This is a genomic window from Pseudomonas tritici, assembly GCF_014268275.3.
GTDB lineage: Bacteria > Pseudomonadota > Gammaproteobacteria > Pseudomonadales > Pseudomonadaceae > Aquipseudomonas > Aquipseudomonas tritici.
Window position 1 is genome coordinate 3,616,733 of record NZ_CP077084.1, and the last position, 20,179, is coordinate 3,636,911.

Genomic DNA, 20,179 nt, shown 5'->3' on the forward strand with positions numbered 1-20,179 from the left:
CTCAAATATTTGATTTTAAATAATAAAAACTTAGTGAATTATTTTTGCCTACTTTTATTTTTGTAGAACAAACACGGAGCACTCAAGGTTGATTGCTGGTGCCCAGCCGCCCAAACATATTAGAATCAACCCTCAGCCGAGCCCCCACCCTGGTGTTGTATAAAATGATTTTTCCCAGCGCGAACATTGACACCCACTCAGCCAAGCCCTCGGCGGTCGAGGTGCTGGCTGCAAAGCTCAAGGGCAGGATCCTGAACGGTGACTTCGAGCCAGGCGAATTCCTGAGGGACGTCAGAATGGCGGATGAGTACGAGGTGGCACGCAACACGTTCCGCAGCGCGGCTCAATTACTGGTCTCATTCGGCTTGTTGCTGAAGGTGCCTAATCGTGGCTTTTGCATACCCGAATTCGGGCCAAACGACATCGTCGATATCGCCAGGTTGCGCGGGGTTCTTGAAACCGAGGCGGTACGCATGATTATCCTCAGCGGGGAGATTCCGCCCGCCGCGCTGAGCGCCGTGGAAACACTGCGTCGCGCGCCGGCCGATGCTCCGCGTTCGGAAATCGTCACCGCAGATGGCGATTTTCACCGGGCAATTATCCATGCGAGCGGCAGCCCGCGACTGCGGCGAAGCTATGCGATGCTGGAAAGCGAGATTGAGCTGCTACTGGTGCTGCAGCAGCCCTGCTATGAAGACCCGAAGGAGATTGTTTCTGATCATGAACACCTGATCGAGTGCCTGCGCAGCAGGGATTTCGAGACCGCGCGCGTCGCGTTCGTCGAGCATTGGGAAGACCTGAGTACAAAGCTGCTACGTGCGCGCTTCGAGCGCCGCAAGTCCTGAGGTTCGCAGCTACCTCGACCTCGGACTGGAGCGCCCTGAGGGGCTCTTTCCATGAGGACCGGCCTCATGACGCAGCCGAAACAAGGCAGTCCCCGCCTGCCTTCGGCCAAGTGCTGCCGGTCGTAAACCACCGCTATGGTGATGCCTGATAAGCGATTTTCTGAGAGACTGAAATTCGACAATGGCGAAAAGAGAGTCGCGCTTCAGCCTCTCTTTCCCTCCTTCTATTTGAACCATGCCGCAGAACAGGATTCTGCGGCCGTTGGGAGATACGTTTGCTTAATGATCCCAAGGATCTGGTCGGTGATGACCGTCTGTCTCATGTGCTGAACGCCAGTGAGCGACTGGCCATGGCGGCCTCGGTGGACGAGGTCGTCGCTGTCTTGAGGGACACGGCGCGCGCCGCGGTAGGCGCGGAGGGCATTGCGGTCGTCATCGAAAATGAAGGCCGCTGTTCTTATGTAGCCGAAGACGCAGTTTCCCCCCTCTGGCAAGGCCAGAGCTTCTTAATCGACCACTGTATTTCTGGTTGGGCGATGCGCCACGGTGAGACAGTTGCGATCCGCGACGTTTGGCTCGATCCACGTATCCCGCAGGACGCTTACACGCCCACTTTTGTCCGAAGCCTTGTGATGGTCCCCATTGGTAGACCTGTTCCGATGTCGGCGCTTGGCGCTTACTGGTCGGAGGTTCGCGATCATGATCCCGATACGATCAAGCGGTTGGAAAGCCTGGCGCGACTGGCAACGATCGCTATCGAGAATGCGCGCCTGACCCAGGCACGCAATCGCGGGGCAGCACTAGGCGCCACTCAGAATCGAGTCCTGAAGCTGGCTGTAGAAGTAACAAACCTGAACGTTACTCTGGATGCAATCGTCCGCGAGGTGGAAGCGCTGTCAACGTCGGGATTCGTGGGGAGCATCGTGCTCTTCAATGAGGACAGCGATCATGTGGAGCATTGCGCCGGCCCGAGTCTGCCTGACGCTTACATTGACGCAGTCAAAGCCATTGCCGGCGTCTCGTTCTTGGGCTACCAGAGTGCTTTAGTGGAAGCGGACGACATCATGATCGACCCACGCTGGAGCCCGTTTCGCGACCTGGCCCTCGGACATGGGTTGCTCGTCTGCTGGTCAAGCCCTATCCGATCGGCGCAGGGCGCATTACTCGGTGCGTTCGTCCTCTACCACCGTGAGCTGCGTGAGCCGTTGCCGGCGGATATCGAGATCATCGATTTCGTGGCCCATACGGTCGGGATGACCGTTCACCGTGCACGAGCGGATTCGGTGATCCGTATCAACGAATCCAGGTTGCGCCTTGCTGTTGACCACGCCGATGTGGGTTTCTGGGACGTAGATTTGGTTCATAACACCCTGGTTTGGCCCTCACAAACCAAGGCGATGTTCGGCATCTCGGCTAACGTGACGGTCACGCTGCAAGACTTCTATGATGGTTTGCATCCCGACGATCGTGACGCGACGATCGATGCCTTCTTAGCGGCCGCTGACCCAAAGCGCCGCGCGCTCTACGAGGTCGACTACCGCACGATTGGCCGAGAGGACGGCATCGTCCGCTGGATCGCGGCCAAGGGGCGCGGGGTGTTCGATGAGGCCGGTATCTGTGTACGCGTCACCGGCACGGCAGTCGAAATCACCGCTCGCAAGGCTACCGAGGAGGAACTGAGGGAGCTTAATGAAACCCTTGAAGGGCGAATTGTCCAGGCCATCGTCGAGCGCGAGGAGGTCCAGAAGACGCTGCGTCAGAGCCAGAAGATGGAAGCCATGGGGCAGCTCACCGGCGGCGTCGCTCATGACTTCAATAACTTGCTCACGCCCATCGTAGGCACACTCGATCTGCTCCTGCGCCGTGGCGTGGGTGGCGAGCGGGAGCAACGTCTCATCTCGGGCGCGATGCAATCGGCGGAGCGTGCCAAGACGCTAGTACAGAGACTGCTTGCCTTCGCGCGCCGTCAGCCGTTGCAAACGGTTCCGGTCGATGTGGCGAGGTTGCTGAACGATATGGGCGATCTGGTGGCGAGCACGACCGGGCCGAAAATCAAGGTGGTCGTTGATGTTCCGGAGAATCTGCCAGCGGCCATTGCCGATCAGAATCAGTTGGAGATGGCTCTTCTCAATCTCTCCGTCAATGCGCGTGACGCGATGATGGGGGGCGGTACCCTGCGCATTTCTGCCAGCACGGCGCTGGTCGGCGATGGGCATCGTTCAAAGCTGCCGCAAGGTGAATATCTCTGTTTGACTGTCGCAGACACGGGCGTTGGCATGGACGCTGCCACGCTTGGTCGAGCGGTCGAGCCGTTCTTCTCCACTAAGGGTGTCGGCAAAGGGACTGGCTTGGGTCTTTCGATGGTGCATGGGCTGGCATCACAATTGAACGGAGCCCTCACGATTCAGAGTTCGCCAGGTTCCGGAACGAACGTGGAGCTTTGGTTGCCGCGCAGCATGACCGTGGCAGCAGGGGCATTGCGCATTGTCGAGGCATCAGAGCCGCAATTGACACGCGGGATCGCGCTGCTGGTCGACGATGAGGAGCTGGTACGGGCGAGTACCTCTTACATGCTTTGCGAACTGGGTTACGGAGTGATCGAGGCCGGCTCCGGCGAAGAGGCCATGCAGCTGATGGCCAACGGGCAGGCATTTGATCTGCTGATCACGGACCATCTGATGCCGGGTATCAACGGGACCGATTTGGCCAGGATGGTCCGCTCCGCAAGGCCTGAAACCGCGATCCTGCTGGTCTCCGGGTATGCCGAACGTGAAGGGCTGGACCCGGATCTTCCGCGGCTCAACAAGCCGTTTCGCAAAAGCGAACTTGCAACAAGCCTTGCCGTGCTCCGAGGCAAGTGCGAGGACCCTGCGCCAGAATCTTAGGGCTTAATACCCTGACCTTCGCCAGAGTATGGGGTGAACGATGCGCCATTCATCCCAGGCTACAGCCTGACACCTGGCGACGGGATGATGATTGACGCTACGCCTTCACAGCGCCTATTGCTGAGTCGCGACCGTGTTTAGGGTATCGCCTTAGCAATTGGGAGATCACGTGCTAGGGTCCAAAGCTAGTTGCTCCGCTATTGCAGCGGAATATACACATCTGTTTGCCATTGATCCTGCGGCGTCTCGGGGTAGGCGCTCAGGTACTGGAAAAACAGCGGCTGGTCGCGAAGCTCCTCCCCACTGGCAGGAAGCCAATCGCGGTAAATGGGATAGATCGTTTCGCCGATGTGGTCCGGTGACCCCGCGTGTCGCACCACGACGCAGCGACCGGCAGGAATGAGGAGTTCGTGCACGCCGAACTCATTAGCCGCCACCGCCTCGTGGATTTCGCCGCAGATTGCGAAGCGGAATGCGTGTGGGGGTGTCGTATCGGGATTGTTAAAGGGAATGCCAAAGGTGCGACTCGACGCCACTGGCGACTGTCCGCTCTGCACACGCCACTCAATGAACCTACGCACGCTCTCATTGACGAGCCCCGGTGGTCCACGGTGCTCGAGCGCTGCTACCTTGACTTCAGGGAAATCTACAATTCGTACTTGCATGGTGATCGTCCTGGAAAAGTGAGGGATTGCAAATACCGCATTCCAGACTTGCCAGTTAGGTTCCTTCCTGAACGCACTCGGCGTGGTACCGAACGCCCGCCTGAACGCCCTGCAAAATGCCTCGGGGCTTTCAAAACCGGCATCGAAGGCGGCGCCCAGCACCGAGTGATCAGCGAGGGCGACCAAGCGATGTGCTGCACGCCGTAGTCGCATCAGTTGCACATAACGTGAAACCGGCACGCCTACGAACGCACTGAATTGTCGATGGAAGTGAAACGTCGAAAAGTTCGCCACCTGGCTTAACGTCCTTACCGACAGGTCGCCTTCGAGATTGGCATCAATGTAGGCGAGTACGGCGTTGAAACGTTTTGTGTAAGCAAAATGGGTCGGCATGTCAGACACTGGAAAAGACTCCTGGAAGTACGGCCGTCAATAGAGTCGACTATAGCGGCGTGAGCACGCCTAGCCGCATTTGCTCAAGACACGCTTTGGGTTTGCCGATGCGTCCCTCTTCCAAGGCGATTTAAAGGGCGGGCAGTTCAATAATGCAACGGATCGAGCGGACGTACCGACGCAGTGATGCCGTACGCCGAGGCTCAGTTAAAGCTGCCCAGGTAGGTCATGCTTGCCGTGTTCTGCGGCAAGAGTTCTACGAAATCCGAGTCCATGTAGAACTCAAGTTCCTCCGCCAGCCGCCAGGTTGGATTGCGCTGTTCGCCTGTTGTAGATACGAGACTGCCTGTTGATAGCGCGCCTCACCGCGAGGGTCTATTTGAAACGTGTCGGCCATGCACAATTGAGGCAGCAGACACGACTACTTCCTGCCCCTGACGCTGTAGAGAATACTACGAACAAATCGCTGTCTGGATGCCCACATTGGCTGTTATGTTTCGAACCTCACGAGCAAAGGGACGTGTCATGGAACCGCCAGCAACCAACGCTGCACTGCTGATCATCGATATGCAGCAAGGCATGAACCAGCCGAAGCTGGGGCGTCGCAATAACCTCGACGCCGAAGTGCAGATACAGCGTTTGTTGAGCGCGTGGCGGCAATCCAACCGTCCCGTCGTCCACATCCGGCACATTTCCCGCTCACCCGACTCGGTATTCTGGCCGGGCCAGCCGGGCTGTGAGTTCCAGCCCGCGCTGCAACCGCTGGCGCATGAGCATGTGGTGGAGAAGAACGTTCCGGATGCCTTCACGGCTACGGGGCTGGAGCGCTGGCTGCATGCACGCTCGATCCGGCAGTTGGTGATCGTCGGCGTGATCACCAACAATTCCGTCGAAGCCACGGCGCGCTCCGGCGGCAACCTGGGTTTTGCTGTGAGCGTGGTGGCGGATGCTTGTTATACGTTTGATCAGACTGATTTATCCGGACGGCTGTGGCCGGCGGAGGATGTGCATGCGTTGTCGCTGAGTAACCTGGCGATGGACTATGCCAAGGTTGTGGACGCCTCCGTAATCCTGGGCGGGCTATGAATAGGGATAACGCTACCGGCAAGCGAGTGGTGGTGATAGGCGCGGGTATCGTTGGCGCCTCGTTGGCTTATCATTTGGCGAGCAAAGGCGCCAATGTCACCCTCGTTGAAGCGCAAGACATTGCGTCGGGCGTGACGGCGACTTCATTCGCCTGGCTCAACACTTCACGCGCGGCACCTGACCCGATCGCCCTCCTGCGCGGCGCAGCCATCGGCGATTACCACCGTTTGGAAAAGGAACTGCCCGAGCTGAAGATCCAATGGACAGGTGCGCTGTGTTACGGCGCAGGCACCGATGAAGCGCTGCATAGTTCGAGTCATGCGTCCACGGCAACGCAGGTGACAGGTTCGCAGATACTCGAACTCGAGCCGCAGTTGAAAAATCCCCCTGCCCAGGCTTTGTTCAAAGCCGAGGAAGGCGCGTTGGACGCAGTACAAGCAACCCACGCGCTGGTGGCAGCAGCCAAGGACCGTGGCGCGACGGTGCTGACGCAGACTCGGGTAGTCGCCTTCAGAACCGTCAGCGACCAAGTGACCGGTGTTGAAACCCCATTGGGAACCTTGGACGCCGACGTGGTCGTGCTTGCCGCGGGAACCGGCATAAAGGCACTGACTGGCATGTTGGGCACACCCCTTCCGGTGGAAGCCTCGCCGTCTATTTTTATTCGCTATGTGGCGCAACCTGGCGCCGTACGTACCCTGATTGCCAACGCCGACATGGAGGTGCGGCAAACTGCCGATGGCACGCTATTGGCGGCGGAAGACTATCGGGACGACGCGGCGCAGAACCACCCGTCAGTGATCGCACGGCAAACGGCCAGAGTCATCGAAAACCAACTCAGCGGGCTCGGTTCGCTGGCGCCACAACTAGCCTGCGTGGGGCTTCGTCCTGTCCCATTGGATGGCATCCCGATCATCGGCTACCTGCCAAGCGTCGGCGGTGTCTACGTGTGTGCCATGCACCCCGGTGTGGTGCTGGCGGCCGTAGTGGGTCGGCTGGCCAGTGAGGAGATCATCGACGGCAGGCCTTGCACTGCACTTGATCCTTGCCGTCCCGAGCGTTTTTTTCACACCCAGTAGGCGCAGGTCTGGGGACTCACGCGTCCTGAAGCATTTCAAGCCGCGACTCCGGGCATAGCGTTTCTTGTGTTGAGCGCAACTCATCGGCAGACCACCAGTGGTGGTCTGCCATTACCTGAGCCTTATGTGCAGTCGATTCGGCTTTTACAGTGCCTCGTTTGGCGCTGAGCCATCCAATAATCGCGCAATCGCTTTACGCAGCGCTCCATGCTGGTCCTCGGCATAGGGCACCGCGTTTTTCCAGTCATAAAACCAAGCCGGCATCCTGCGCTTGTTATCCGGCTCCGTGGCGTAGCGCGGGAAAATATGGCAGTGCAGCTCAGGCTCCGAGTTACCCAGAATCTCGTAATTCATGCGCAATGCCCCGGTAGCTTTCAGCACTGCGTCGCCGAGGCGGGCCATGTCCAGCAGGTAGGTGGTGCGGGCCTCGATATCCAGCTCGTTCAGGCTGGCAACCACCGGATCAGGCAATAAAAGGCAGTAACCGGGTAGAAACTGCACGTCGCCCATCACCGCCCAGCCCGAGGCCATACGGCAGATGACCTTGTCGTTGGCGCCGTTGCGGGCCTGTGCTACGCGTTCCGTGATGAGCGGCATATCGAGTCCTTTATGAGGGTGAAAGCAGGCGGCATATTAACCGTGAAACGTAGCGCGATGACCGTCATGGGGTTCAGCCTGGAAACGCCACCTTCAGAGCGATGCAAGTCGAAGGTGGGAGCTTTGAGCGCGCAGAAGAAACCTGTAGTGAGCGGGCTTGCCCCGCGCTGGGCTGCGAAGCGGCCCCAAAAAAGCCGCCGAGTTTCTTCAAGTAAAGCGCGATGCCAGGACTTAGGGTCGCTTCGCGGCCCAGCGCGGGGCAAGCCCGCTCACTACAAGGAGATTTTTCAGCCTTTGAAAGTTGTGTAGGTACCCTTGGCCGTCACAGGTCAGACCGTCTGGCTTGTGCGACCATTACCGCCGGATAAAACCGTAAGCCCAGTTATGAACAGGATGCACCGCCCCATGCCCTCGCACTATTCAATCAAGATCACACCGGCATGCCTGCTACCCGATTTCCATAGCATCGCCGAACATCTGTGGGGAGCCGGCTGTAACATCGACTCTGACGGTGATTGCAGTACCCCCGAGGATCGACACTGGACAGAGTTGACGCTAATACTGCGCAGTTACCCAAACGAGCGGATTGATATTGACCCGGTCTCGACTGCCCCTCTGACGCTGGATATCCGCTCCTCAAACGCAGACCTCTGTCAGCGCGCCGCCGATTTCATCCTGTCTGTTTCTGGAGGCTTTGTGACTCACCTCGGTAGGGCAACGATCGCCAAGGCAAACCTTTTTCGAATAGCCTGCCTTCACACCGCCGCCAGCAATATCGACGTGTTTGACACGGCCGCGAAGGCGTTGGGTATCGAGCCTGGCGTGATCCACCATGAGGTGCGTGCAGATCTGCTGGCTGACGCGGAACTCGCGGGTCGCCTGACCGAGGACATTGCCGAGTCAACTGCACTCGCACTGATTGCCCTCGCCCGGCATGCTGATGCTGTGGTGCTCACCTGCTCGACCTTGGGTCCATCCATTGACAGAACCGCACCCGATATTCAGGTGCCGATTTTGAGAGCAGATGAAGCCTTGGCCGGTACGGCGCTTCGCCACGGCGGCAAGATCGTCGTGCTTTGCGCTATCGAGACAACCCTCGAACCCACCACGCGGCTATTTCACAAGGCCGCTCAGCAATCAAACGCAGTGGTTGATGTACAGCTGGTTCCGGGTGCATGGCTTCTATTCAAGGCGGGGGACATTGACGCTTACCTCAAGACCGTCGCCAACGCCGCCGAACGCGCCTACGAAGCTGGTGCGTCGGTGGTTGCGTTGGCCCAGGCGTCCATGAGCGCAGCGGCCGACATTGTCAGGTCCGGCCCGCAGCCTCTCACCAGTGCAACAGCCGGGCTGACAGCAGCCGTGCAAGCCATCGCGTCTAGCGAGGCTGCGCGACCATTGCTCGCCACGCCTGAACGCTAGCCCGCTCATTCACCTTGGCGTGCCAAGCGAGCAACGCTTCACATTCGGCCGGCACTGGCAGGTCAACCAGCGCGGCAAAGATCATGCCGCCCAGTACGGCAATGTCCGCCATGGAAAACTCATCGCCCGCGACATAGGGCTGGGATTTGAGAATGCCATCGAAGTAGCGCATCCCTCGTACAGCCTTGTCGCGCATGCGCAGGCCCCACTCTGCATTTTGATAAAGTTCAACCTCCGGCCCAAGCCCTGGCGTCGCATGATGGAAGTACACGCTGACCGCATCCATCAGCTCGATTTCTGCGCGTTTGGTCATCATGTGGATCAGGCCTTGCTCGACCGGCGTCCTGCCGGACAATGTCGGCGTGCCATCCAGTACATCCAGGTACTGAGTAATTGCAGTGCATTCAGCGATGAGCGTGCCATCGTCAAGCTGCAACACCGGTAACGTCCCGGAGTAGTTGAGGGCAAGAAACGCGGGCTGCTTGTGTTCCCCTTTCCAAAGGTTGACCGACACGAACTCTACCCTGGGCAGCAGGCCTTTCTCGGCTAATGCAATTCGCACGCGCGCCGGATAGGGACCGTTGTACCAGTCATAAATTTTCATCATTGGAGGGTGGGACACAGCGGAATGTTGCTGTTGCGTGGTCATGAGTCAGTCGCCTACCTGTCAAGTGGTAGGTAAAGATTGAACGCCACAATTCGAGCTGTCAATAGCTACCTGCCAGTTGGCAGGTAAAAATGTTTAAGCGTAGAATGCGTCCACTCCCCCTACAGCCCGAGGACCTAAACGTGAGCGAAAACGCCCGAGAAGCCATCCTGGAAGCTGCCAAAATCGCCGCCCAGCATTTCGGCTACAGCGGCATCAATTTCCGCAGCATCGGCGAAACGGTGGGGATCAAGAACGCAAGTATCTATTACCACTTCCCCAGTAAGGCCGACCTCGGCGCAGCCGTTGCCAAGCGTTACTGGCAAGACACTGCCAGCGCCCTTGAGGCCATTCGAGCGGAAAACCCCGATCCGCTGCAATGCATGCGGATCTACCCGAGCATCTTTCGAAAATCGCTCGAAGACGGCAACCGGTTGTGCTTGTCCAGCTTCATGGCGGCCGAGTACCAGGACTTGCCCGAAGACGTGAAGAAAGAGGTGCTCGCGTTTGCCGATACCAACGTGGCGTGGCTCGCAGCAGTTCTCACGGACATCGGCAACGGCAGTGCCGCTGACAACGAGCGGCGCGCCCGCGCCATCTACACCGCCATCGCGGGCGCGCAGTTGATTGCTCGTACGCGCATCGATATCGGCCTGTACGACGAACTCGTCCAGAGCTATCAGGACGCAGGGCTTATTCCGGCATGATGGGCTGGGGGCTCACCTGCGACAGGTAGGCCACCAGTTTCTCCAGATGCTCTGACGCAACGATCGCACCAATGTACCCATCAGGGCGTACCAGCAGCCAATCACCGATCGCCAAGTCGTAGGCACGCTGGAAATGCCCTTGGTCGTCGATCACGTCGCCCTCTGATCCGAATACATGGACATGCACACCGGGCCGCGCCTGTACCAGCCCACGTCTTACGCCATAGCCCAGCAACGTCCACTGCACGCCCCGAAAAAGATCGAACAGCCGCAAGGGCTGGCCAGCCGCGCCACGTATCGGCGCATCCGGCGCCCGGTCGCCCGCTGAAACGCCGCAGCGTTCGGGGTGTTCCAACGCCAGCGAGGACTGCGGGTAGCCGATATCCAACTGGTGCACTTCCCTGCCCCGGCGCAGGTCGCCCTTCTTCATCTCTGCGAGCAATTGGGTCGACAGCCCAAGTACGGATGCAGCAATCGGTCGGCGCTCCTCCTCGTAGGTGTCGAGCAACCCTTCAGCCGCGCCCTGCACCACCGCCGCCAGCTTCCAGCCGAGGTTGTAGGCGTCCTGCACACTGGTATTGAGGCCCTGGCCACCGGTAGGCGGATGGATGTGGGCGGCGTCACCCACCAGCAACACCCGACCTGTGCGGTATCGGTCGGCCAAGCGCGCATTCATGGTGTAGGCCGATGCCCAGGACACGGAATGCACGTGGATATCGTCGCGCCCGGTGCGTTCGGCAATGATGGCCGTAAGCCCTTCGGCGCTGAAGTCGATGTCGACATCGACGGGGATCGGCCCCTGGATCTGGAACAGGTCGGTGCCGGCCAATGGGCATATGGCAATCTGGCGCTGCTGATCACCGTCGCCAAAGCGGTGCCATGCATCACGCGTAAGGCCGGTCAGCACCACATCCGCTACCAGGGCGCGTACGCCAAGGGTCTTGCCGGGGAAGCCAATCTCCAGCGCATGCCGCACAAAGCTGCGACCGCCATCCGCCCCCACCAGCCAACGCGCACGAACGCTGTCGCCGCCCGACTTGCTCACAAGCTGTGCGGTAACGCCCTCGGCATCCTGCTCAAACCCGACCAACTCACACCCAAACTCAGGCTGGTGGCCCAACTCCAGCAAGCGCTCGCGCATCACACGCTCGGTCAAAAACTGCGGCACCATCAACGGCTGTTGATAGGGCTCGGCCGGTGTCGGGGCTTTATGCGCCACTAAATCAGCTTCGCTGTAGCTGCCATCGTCGCGGTAGCGCCGGTCAGTCGGATAGACTCCCCCCACGGCCACCAGGCGATTGAGAATCCCCAGGTCTTCGAAGACTTCCAGGGACCTTGGCTGGATACCCTTACCGCGCGAGCCATGGAACGCTTGGCTGCTTTTTTCGATCAGGCGGAAGGTGATGCCCCTTCTTGCCAGGTCAATCGCCAGGGTCAGGCCGGCGGCACCGGCACCGCAAATCAGTACATCGACAGCGAATTGCGCTTTCATATGGAACACCTATATGTGCAATACGCACATATTAAGAGAGGCCAACACCGTGTCAATTAAAAACGTGCAAAACGCACATATATCCGCCCAACTGCGCGACCTGCATGGTTCACTCGTGGAAATCATGGGCGTGATGAACCGCCCGCAACGCGACGAAGCCATGGTGCGCGAGGCCGGGATTTCCCTGGACCGCGCACTGTTTCCGCTGCTGGTGCTGGTGGAGCGGCTGGGCCCGATTGGCGTGGTCGAACTGGCCGACCGCGTAGGCCGTGACTACACCACCGTGAGCCGGCAGGTGGCGAAACTGGAAAGCCTCGGCCTGATCCTGCGCCAAGAGAGCACGCTTGATCGACGCGTGCGCGAGTCGGTGATCACTGAGAAAGGCAAGGTCATGACCGACCGCGTGGACGAAGCGCGCGAGAAGATCGGCGTGTCGATCTTCTCCACGTGGGACGAAGGCGACTTCGACAACTTGGTGCGGCTGATGCGCAAGTTTGCCGAGGACATCAAGGATGATTCGGTGCGTGCAACGAAGGATATCTCCTGAGGCCACACATTGCTTTGATCGGGTTCAGTCAAGGAATGCTGTCTTCAAAACAGAGCAGGACGATGTGGGAGTTGTCGAGCCCTGGCGAGGCTGCGATGCAGACGCTGCGGTTCAGCAGGTACACCGAGGTGACCCCATCGCAGCCTCGCGGGAGCTCGACAGCTCCCACCGTTGCTCAACCTACCCCCACCTCCACCACCCCACCGTTGAGCCGCACCGGCCACACGCGCAGGCGCTGGTTTGGCTCTTCCAGGCATTGCCCATCCTGCAGGCGGTAATGCTGCTTGTAGATCGGCGCGGCCACCACCAAGTCGCCCTTGATACTGCCGATCAAACCACGACCGATCACATTCGCGCCCGATTCCGGGTCGTGGTTGTCAATGGCATACAGCGTCTGGTCTTGCGCACCCGGCAGGTAGAACAACGCCACTTGCGCGCCGTCCAGCCACACCACCACGCCGGAGTTGGTCACCAGGTCTTGTTCGTTGCACACAGTTTTCCAGATGGACTGGCTCATCAGGCAATCTCCTCAATGACGGGAATCAGGTTGAGTTCAGCGGCCATAATCGGCCGGCGCTGGCCGCGTTCCTGAACAAAGTGAATGTCCGGGTCCGGGCGTTTGTCGTTGACGAAGGTGCGGAAGCGCTTGAGTTTCTCCGGGTCCGCGAGCGCGTTGGCCCACTCGCATTCGTAGTGGTCGACCACCAGTTGCATCTGCGCTTCGAGCTCAGCGCCCAGGCCCAGGCTGTCTTCAAGGATCACATCCTTGAGGAAATCCAGGCCGCCTTCAAGGCTTTCGCGCCATACCGAGGTGCGCTGCAATTTGTCGGCGGTGCGGATGTAGAACATCAGGAAACGGTCGATGTAGCGGATCAGCGTGGCATCGTCCAAGTCAGTGGCGAACAGCTCTGCATGGCGTGGACGCATACCACCGTTGCCCGCGATGTAGAGGTTCCAGCCCTTCTCGGTGGCGATCACGCCGACGTCCTTGCTCTGTGCTTCGGCGCATTCTCGCGTGCAGCCGGATACCGCGAACTTAAGCTTGTGAGGCGAGCGCAGGCCTTTGTAGCGATCCTCGATCAGCAGCGCCATTTTCACGCTGTCCTGCACGCCGTAGCGGCACCAGGTGCTGCCCACGCAGGACTTCACCGTACGCGTGGACTTGCCATAGGCATGCCCGGTTTCAAAGCCGGCGGCAATCAGTTCACCCCAAATGTCCGGCAGTTCGTGCAGCTGCGCGCCAAACAGGTCGATGCGCTGGCCGCCGGTGATCTTGGTGTAGAGGTCGTATTTCTTCGCCACTTCGCCGATCACAATGAGTTTTTCTGCAGTGATCTCACCCCCCGGGATGCGTGGTACCACCGAGTAGGTGCCGTTCTTCTGCATGTTGGCCATGAATGTATCGTTGGTGTCCTGCAACGGCACCAGGGACGCGTCCATGATTGGCTGGTTCCAGCACGACGCCAGGATCGAGCCGACTGCCGGCTTGCACACATCGCAACCGGTGTGGCCACGGCCGTGTTTGGCGAGCAGTTCGTCAAACGTGATGATGCCTTCCACACGCACCAAGGCGTACAGCTCCTGGCGGGTGTAGGCGAAGTGTTCGCACAGGCTTTTGTCGACGCTGACGCCACGGGCGATCAGCTCATGCTCGAACACCTGCTTGAGCAACCCGGCGCAGCCGCCGCAACCGGTGCAGGCCTTGGTCTGGGCTTTAAGCAGGCCGAGGTCGCTGCAGCCGCCGTCGATGGCTGAGCAGATCGAACCTTTGGTCACGTTGTGGCAGGAGCACACGGTGGCCGATTCCGGCAATGCGCCAGGACCGAGAGTCGGTGCGCCACTGGACGAGGGCAGGATCAGGCTGGCTGGCTCGGACGGCAACGTGATGCTGTTCTGCATGTATTGCAGCAGGGTGTCGTAGTAGCTGTTATCGCCCACCAGTACAGCACCAATCACATGCTTGCCCGAAGCATCCACCACCAGGCGCTGGTAACTGGCGCTGGCTTCGTCGATAAACTGGTAGCTGCGTGCGCCGGGCGTGTGGGCATGGGCATCGCCGATGGAACCCACGTCCACACCGAGCAACTTGAGTTTGGTCGACATGTCGGCGCCCACAAACGGCTCGGCGGTTTGCTCGCAGAGCAGCGCAGCAACGCCTCGGGCCATCTGATAGCCCGGCGCGACGAGGCCGAACAGGCTGCCGTTCCAGGACGCGCACTCGCCAATCGCGTAGATATTCGGGTCGATGCTCAGGCATTCATCGTTGATCACCACACCGCCGCGCGGGCCGATTTCCAGGCCGGCCTGGCGCGCCAGCGCGTCCTGGGCGCGGATGCCAGCGGAGAACACGATCAGGTCGGTTTCCAGGAATTCGTCGTTGGCAAAGTTCATGCGGTAGCGATACTCCGCGCCCGCGCTGATCGACTGGGTAGCACGGGACAGGTGCACACCGACGCCCAGCCGCTCGATCTGCGCCTTGAGCGCGAGTCCGCCAAAATCGTCGAGTTGCACCGGCATCAAGCGCGGCGCGAACTCCACTACGTGCGCTTCAAGCCCCAGGCTTTTCAGCGCGTTGGCGGCTTCCAGACCGAGCAGGCCGCCACCCACCACCACACCGCGTCGCGCATTGGCGGCGGCCTTGCGAATCCCATCCAGATCCTCAAGCGTGCGATACACCAGCCGCGAATCGCCTTCAGCGCCTTCGATGGGCGGCACAAATGGATAGGAACCGGTGGCCAACACCAGCTTGTCATAGGCCACGCAGCCGTCGGCGGTGATCACCTCGCAGCGGGCGCGGTCGATCTCCAGCACTGGCACGCCCAGGTGCAAGGTCACGCCTGGGGTCTGGTACAACGAAGCTTCGGACAGTGCCAGCGACTCGGCATCGCGGCCGGTGAAATATTCGGACAGATGCACCCGGTCATAGGCGCGCATCGGCTCCTCGCTGAACACATGCAAACGGTAGTGATCCAGCGCGCCGCGTTCGATCAGTTGCGCCACACAATGGTGACCGACCATGCCATTGCCGACGACGATCAGGGTTTTGAGACTGTTCATATAAATCACCCGACAAAGCTCATCACGGTTTAAAAAAGCAAAAAAAAACGCCTGAAACCTTGCGGTTCCAGGCGTCTTTGCCTGTTCTTATGCGGGTTCGGATCGGGCGACTGCGCCGGATTTACCGCTATTGCCCAAGGGTGTCGATCGTCGTTGACCGAGGTGGGTTGAGGGGGAGCTTGCAGGGTCTGTGCCAAATAGTCGGACAGCCTAATGCACTGGCCCCTGGCATCAGCTAACTGCGCCGAACACCTCGCTCAGCGCCTCTCACTGGTGCGCCACGCTTCATAAATGTGCACTCCGACCGCTTTTGTAGTGAGCGGGCTTGCCCCGCGCTGGGTGGTAAAGCCGCCCCCAGTAGAGACACCGCCGATATCCAGCTAGAACTAGGTCGCCTGGTTTGGGGCGGCTGCGCCACCCAGCGCGGGGCAAGCCCGCTCACTACAGCCAGATGAAAAACCTGGCGCGTGACTTGCTAGGAACACTTCAACCAGGCAATCAACGCTGATTGCCCTCTCACGACAAAGGCGCCGTGTAATCCCCGTTTTCAACGGAGGGTTACAAGGCGCCTTTTTTGTTTACGGGGTTACGGATGGCAAACCAAAACGTGCGCAGCGTGTGCCCTTATTGTGGCGTGGGCTGCGGCATCGTCATGCAGGTCGAGCACAACAAAGTGGTCAAGGTGATCGGCGACAAGGCCCACCCCACCAACTTCGGCCGCCTGTGCACCAAGGGCACCACCTGCGGCCAAGCCATCGCCGACTCCGGCCGCATGGAAAATGCCTACGTGCGCCAGGCACGCGATCACGACCCGGTGCGCATTGCCATGGATAAGGCCATCAGCGAAACCGCTGCCCGCTTGCGCCACACCCTCGATACCCACGGGCCGGATGCGCTGGCCTTCTACGTGTCGGGCCAGATGTCGCTGGAATCCCAATACCTGATCAACAAATTGGCCAAGGGCTTCGTGCGTACCCCCAACATCGAATCCAACTCGCGCCTGTGCATGGCCAGCGCGGGCAGCGGCTACAAACTGTCGCTTGGCTCCGACGGGCCACCGGGTTCCTATGAGGACTTCGACCGTGCCGAGCTGTTCTTCGTGATCGGCGCGAACATGGCCGACTGTCACCCGATTCTGTTCCTGCGCATGATGGACCGGGTCAAGGCCGGCGCGAAGCTGATCGTGGTCGACCCCCGACGCAGTGCCACGGCGGACAAGGCCCACCTGTTCCTGCCGATAGCGCCCGGCACCGACCTCGCCTTGCTCAATGGCCTGTTGCACCTGCTGGTCAAGAACGGCCACACCGACCCTGCCTTTATCGCGGCCTTCACCGAGGGCTGGGAGGCGATGCCCGCGTTTCTGGAGGATTACTCGCCAGACCGGGTCGCAGCCATAACCGGCCTTGCCGAAGCCGATATCCGCCAAGCCGCCGACTGGATCGGCCAGGCTGCCGAGTGGATGAGTTGCTGGACCATGGGCCTCAACCAGAGCACCCACGGCACCTGGAACACCAATGCCCTGTGCAACCTGCACCTGGCCACGGGTGCCATCTGCCGCCCGGGCAGCGGACCGTTTTCCCTGACCGGGCAACCCAACGCCATGGGCGGGCGCGAAATGGGCTACATGGGCCCCGGCCTGCCAGGGCAACGTTCGGTGCTGGTCGAGGCCGACCGCGCCTTTATCGAGGACCTGTGGCAAATCCCCCACGACAGCCTGCCACGCCAGGCCGGCGGCGGCACCGTGGCGATGTTCGAGCAGATGGCGGCTGGACAGATCAAAGCCTGCTGGATTATCTGCACCAACCCGGTGGCCAGCGTGCCTAACCGGCAAACCGTCATCAAAGGCCTGCAAACCGCCGAGCTGGTGATCACCCAGGACGCTTTCCTCGACACCGAGACCAACCGCTACGCCGACATCCTTTTGCCTGGCGCGCTGTGGGCCGAGGCCGAAGGGGTGATGATCAACTCCGAGCGCAACCTGACCCTGATGCAAAAAGCCGTCGCCCCCCCCGGCGAGGCCCTGCCCGACTGGCAGATCATCGCCAGGGTCGCGTGTGAGATGGGCTTCGCCGAGGCCTTCACCTATGCGTCCGCCGCCGACGTCTTTGAAGAGATCAAACGCGCCTGGAACCCCAAGACCGGCTATGACATTCGTGGCGCGAGCTACCCGCGCCTGCGTGACAAGCCGCTGCAATGGCCCTGCGCATCAGACGATGCGGCAGACCGTAACCCGATCCGCTACGTGAAGGGCGGCACGCTCACTTTCGCCACTGAAAACGGCAAAGCCCAGTTCCTCGCCCGTCCCCATATGCCGCCAGCGGAAATGCCAGATGACGCGTTTCCCTTCGTGCTGAACACCGGCCGCGTGCAGCACCAATGGCACACGCTGACCAAGACCGGCAAGGTCGCCACGTTGAACAAACTCAACCCCGGGCCCTTCGTGGAACTACATCCCGAAGACGCCGCCCGCCTGGGTATCAAGGACAAGGACCGGGTTGAAATACGCTCACAACGTGGCCGCGCCGTACTGCCTGCCGTGGTCACCGACCGTGTGCGGCCGGGCAACTGCTTTGCGCCGTTTCATTGGAACGATGTGTTTGGCGAAAACTTGGCGATCAACGCCGTGACCCATGACGCCGTGGACCCGATTTCGCTTCAGCCGGCGTTCAAGTTCTGCGCCGTCGCCCTGGCCCGGGTCGAACTGATCGATCACCAGTTTCTGGACCTCCACGCTCCCGAACCAGAGGACAGCACCTTGTCGCGCCTTAACGCCTTCGCCGACATCGTCGGCATCCGTCATCTATTGCCGCCGCCATTGAGCGACAGTGAGCGCACCTATCTCGCCGGGTTCCTCAGTGGCCTGCAATCCGCCGCGCGCCAGGCTGGCGGTGTACCGACGATGCCGGCGAATGCGCCATTGGCAAGGGAATCCAGGCTGTGGCTGGACGGCCTGCTTGGCGGTTTGTTCAGTCGTGCAGACGCCATCGCAGCGCCCTCCCCGGCAGTCACCCTGCTGTGGGCGTCGCAAACCGGCAACGCCGAAGCCTTGGCCGAGCGTTTTGCCAAACGCCTGCGGGACGCTGGAATCACGGTGGAACTGAGCGCGATGGCGGACTTCCCCGCGAGCAAACTGGCGAGCACTCACACCCTCGCGCTGATCAGCAGCACTTTTGGCGACGGCGACCCACCGGACAACGGCGAAGGTTTCTGGCACAGCCTCAGCACCGCTGAAATGCGCCTGGAATCCCTGCGCTTTGCGGTGCTGGCCCTGGGCGACCCCAATTACGACCAGTTCTGCAACCACGGCAAGCGACTCGACCAGCGCTTGCTGGAATTGGGCGCCACCCGCCTGCTGGAGCGTGTCGACTGCGACACCGAATTCGAGGAGCGCGCCGATGCCTGGCTGGTGCGGTTCCAACACACCCTCAATCCGGCAAAGCCCGTAGCGCCGGCCACGCCAGCCGGTAAAACCAAGCTGTATGGGTCACGGCTGCTGCTCAACCGGCACCTGAACCCCCACAGTGCCCACAAGGAAACCCGCCAGTTAGCCTTGGACCTGGCTGACTCCGGGCTCACCTATGAAGCCGGTGATGCCCTCGGGGTACGGCCGCGCAACTGCCCTGAACTGGTCAGCGAACTGCTCGACCTCACCCGCCTGAGTGCGAGCACTTGCGTGAACATCGACACCTTCGGTGATGTGCCGCTGCAACAGGCGCTCACCCAGCACTTCGAAATCGCCCGGCCGAGCAGCGACACCTTGGCCTTCATCGCCGAGCGCAGCGCCAACCCAGGCCTCAAACACTTGCTCAACCCCGAGCATAAGGCCGAACTGAATGACTGGCTGTGGGGCCGGCAACTGGCGGACGTGCTGCAGGCATACCCGATCGATTGCTCCGCGGACGAACTGCTGGGCACCCTCAAGCGCCTGCAGCCACGCTTGTATTCGATTGCCTCGAGTGCCAAGGCTTACCCACAGGAAGTGCACCTCACGGTGGCCGCCGTGCGCTATGGAAAGCGTAAAGGCGTGTCCTCGACCTTCCTCGCCGACCGCGCGGGCGACGCTGAAGTGCCGTTGTTCGTGCAGCCGTCCAAACACTTTCGCACACCCAGCGATGGCGACGTGCCGATGATCATGATCGGGCCAGGCACCGGCGTCGCGCCGTTCCGCGCGTTTTTGCAGGAACGCCGCGCCTTGGGGCATCAGGGCCGTAATTGGCTGTTTTTTGGCGAACAGCACGCGGCCAGCGATTTCTACTACCAGGACGAACTGCAAGGCATGCAACGCGACGGCTTGCTCACTCACTTGAGCCTGGCGTTCTCCCGCGACCAGCCGCAGAAGGTCTACGTGCAGGACCGCATCCGCGAACAGGGCGCCGAGCTCTGGCGATGGCTGCAGGACGGCGCCAAGCTGTACATCTGCGGCGAGGCCAGCCATATGGCCAAAGACGTCGACCAGGCGCTGCGTCAGGTCGCGCAAACCCACGGAGGACTTGGCGTGGAAGCCGCCGTGGATTACTGGCGGCAGTTGAGTGAACAGAAGCGTTATCTGCGTGATGTGTATTGATTGGATACAGAACAATAAGCAATTTGTATTGTGTACAAAAAACCCTAAAGTTTTATCGCAGCCGGGCCGAAACATCAGTGATAGCAAATCGCCGCGCTTCTTTGATGGAGACGACGATTTGGCCGCCCTCTACGCTGATGGTCGTCTCGATGAAAATAAAAAATAAGCTGGTACTGGCATTCGTCTCTGTTGCG

The 20,179-nt window shown here is 60.3% G+C and carries 14 protein-coding genes; 8 read left to right on the forward strand and 6 right to left on the reverse strand.

Annotation, left to right across the window (positions count from 1 at the left end; translation table 11 throughout):
* Positions 1 to 164 precede the first annotated feature (164 nt).
* Complete coding sequence (locus HU722_RS16210) at positions 165 to 845, forward strand: GntR family transcriptional regulator (protein WP_065872911.1); 681 nt, start codon at positions 165 to 167, stop codon at positions 843 to 845.
* Positions 846 to 1,195: 350 nt separating this feature from the next.
* Positions 1,196 to 3,730: a GAF domain-containing hybrid sensor histidine kinase/response regulator gene (locus tag HU722_RS16215; RefSeq protein ID WP_345945861.1), complete on the forward strand. Its 2,535-nt coding sequence runs from the start codon at positions 1,196 to 1,198 to the stop codon at positions 3,728 to 3,730.
* Positions 3,731 to 3,927: 197 nt separating this feature from the next.
* Here the strand turns inward: HU722_RS16215 and HU722_RS16220 are convergent, their stop codons facing one another.
* A complete protein-coding gene (locus HU722_RS16220) occupies positions 3,928 to 4,797 on the reverse strand; it encodes an AraC family transcriptional regulator (RefSeq protein ID WP_065872909.1) in 870 nt (289 codons plus the stop codon).
* A 516-nt stretch (positions 4,798 to 5,313) separates the two neighbouring features.
* Between HU722_RS16220 and HU722_RS16225 the strand changes: the two genes are divergently transcribed.
* Positions 5,314 to 5,874, forward strand: a complete 561-nt coding sequence (locus HU722_RS16225) for a cysteine hydrolase family protein (protein WP_065872908.1) — start codon at positions 5,314 to 5,316, stop codon at positions 5,872 to 5,874.
* Positions 5,871 to 6,953, forward strand: coding sequence for an NAD(P)/FAD-dependent oxidoreductase (locus HU722_RS16230; protein WP_065880620.1), 1,083 nt, complete (start codon positions 5,871 to 5,873; stop codon positions 6,951 to 6,953). The genes HU722_RS16225 and HU722_RS16230 overlap by 4 nt, the downstream gene beginning before the upstream one ends.
* Before the next feature lie 144 nt (positions 6,954 to 7,097).
* Here HU722_RS16230 and HU722_RS16235 read toward each other — a convergent pair whose 3' ends face one another.
* Entirely contained in the window at positions 7,098 to 7,550 is a 453-nt protein-coding gene (locus HU722_RS16235) for an HIT family protein (RefSeq protein ID WP_186754190.1), read from the reverse strand.
* Positions 7,551 to 7,955: 405 nt separating this feature from the next.
* Between HU722_RS16235 and HU722_RS16240 the strand changes: the two genes are divergently transcribed.
* The gene (locus tag HU722_RS16240; protein WP_225930633.1) at positions 7,956 to 8,972 is read left to right on the forward strand and encodes an aspartate/glutamate racemase family protein; all 1,017 of its coding nucleotides are present in this window, start codon (positions 7,956 to 7,958) and stop codon (positions 8,970 to 8,972) included.
* Here the strand turns inward: HU722_RS16240 and HU722_RS16245 are convergent.
* Positions 8,929 to 9,621: a glutathione S-transferase gene (locus HU722_RS16245; RefSeq protein WP_065890903.1), complete on the reverse strand. Its 693-nt coding sequence runs from the start codon at positions 9,619 to 9,621 to the stop codon at positions 8,929 to 8,931. The genes HU722_RS16240 and HU722_RS16245 overlap by 44 nt on opposite strands.
* 140 nt (positions 9,622 to 9,761) lie before the next feature.
* On the opposite strand from HU722_RS16245, the gene HU722_RS16250 reads away from it, so the two are divergent.
* Positions 9,762 to 10,325, forward strand: coding sequence for a TetR/AcrR family transcriptional regulator (locus tag HU722_RS16250; RefSeq protein WP_065880623.1), 564 nt, complete (start codon positions 9,762 to 9,764; stop codon positions 10,323 to 10,325).
* Here the strand turns inward: HU722_RS16250 and HU722_RS16255 are convergent.
* Entirely contained in the window at positions 10,312 to 11,817 is a 1,506-nt protein-coding gene (locus HU722_RS16255; protein ID WP_065890902.1) for an FAD-dependent oxidoreductase, read from the reverse strand. The two genes, HU722_RS16250 and HU722_RS16255, sit on opposite strands and share 14 nt — an antisense overlap.
* Positions 11,818 to 11,866: 49 nt before the next feature.
* Between HU722_RS16255 and HU722_RS16260 the strand changes: the two genes are divergently transcribed.
* Positions 11,867 to 12,364, forward strand: a complete 498-nt coding sequence (locus HU722_RS16260) for a MarR family winged helix-turn-helix transcriptional regulator (protein WP_225930634.1) — start codon at positions 11,867 to 11,869, stop codon at positions 12,362 to 12,364.
* Between the two features lie 175 nt (positions 12,365 to 12,539).
* Here the strand turns inward: HU722_RS16260 and nirD are convergent, their stop codons facing one another.
* Positions 12,540 to 12,881, reverse strand: coding sequence for a nitrite reductase small subunit NirD (gene nirD / locus HU722_RS16265; protein WP_065890901.1), 342 nt, complete (start codon positions 12,879 to 12,881; stop codon positions 12,540 to 12,542).
* Complete coding sequence (gene nirB, locus HU722_RS16270; protein WP_186754192.1) at positions 12,881 to 15,421, reverse strand: nitrite reductase large subunit NirB; 2,541 nt, start codon at positions 15,419 to 15,421, stop codon at positions 12,881 to 12,883. Before nirB ends, nirD begins: the two co-directional genes overlap by 1 nt.
* Positions 15,422 to 16,013: 592 nt before the next feature.
* On the opposite strand from nirB, the gene HU722_RS16275 reads away from it, so the two are divergent.
* Positions 16,014 to 19,985, forward strand: coding sequence for a bifunctional nitrate reductase/sulfite reductase flavoprotein subunit alpha (locus HU722_RS16275; protein ID WP_065880627.1), 3,972 nt, complete (start codon positions 16,014 to 16,016; stop codon positions 19,983 to 19,985).
* The last annotated feature ends 194 nt before the right edge of the window (positions 19,986 to 20,179 follow it).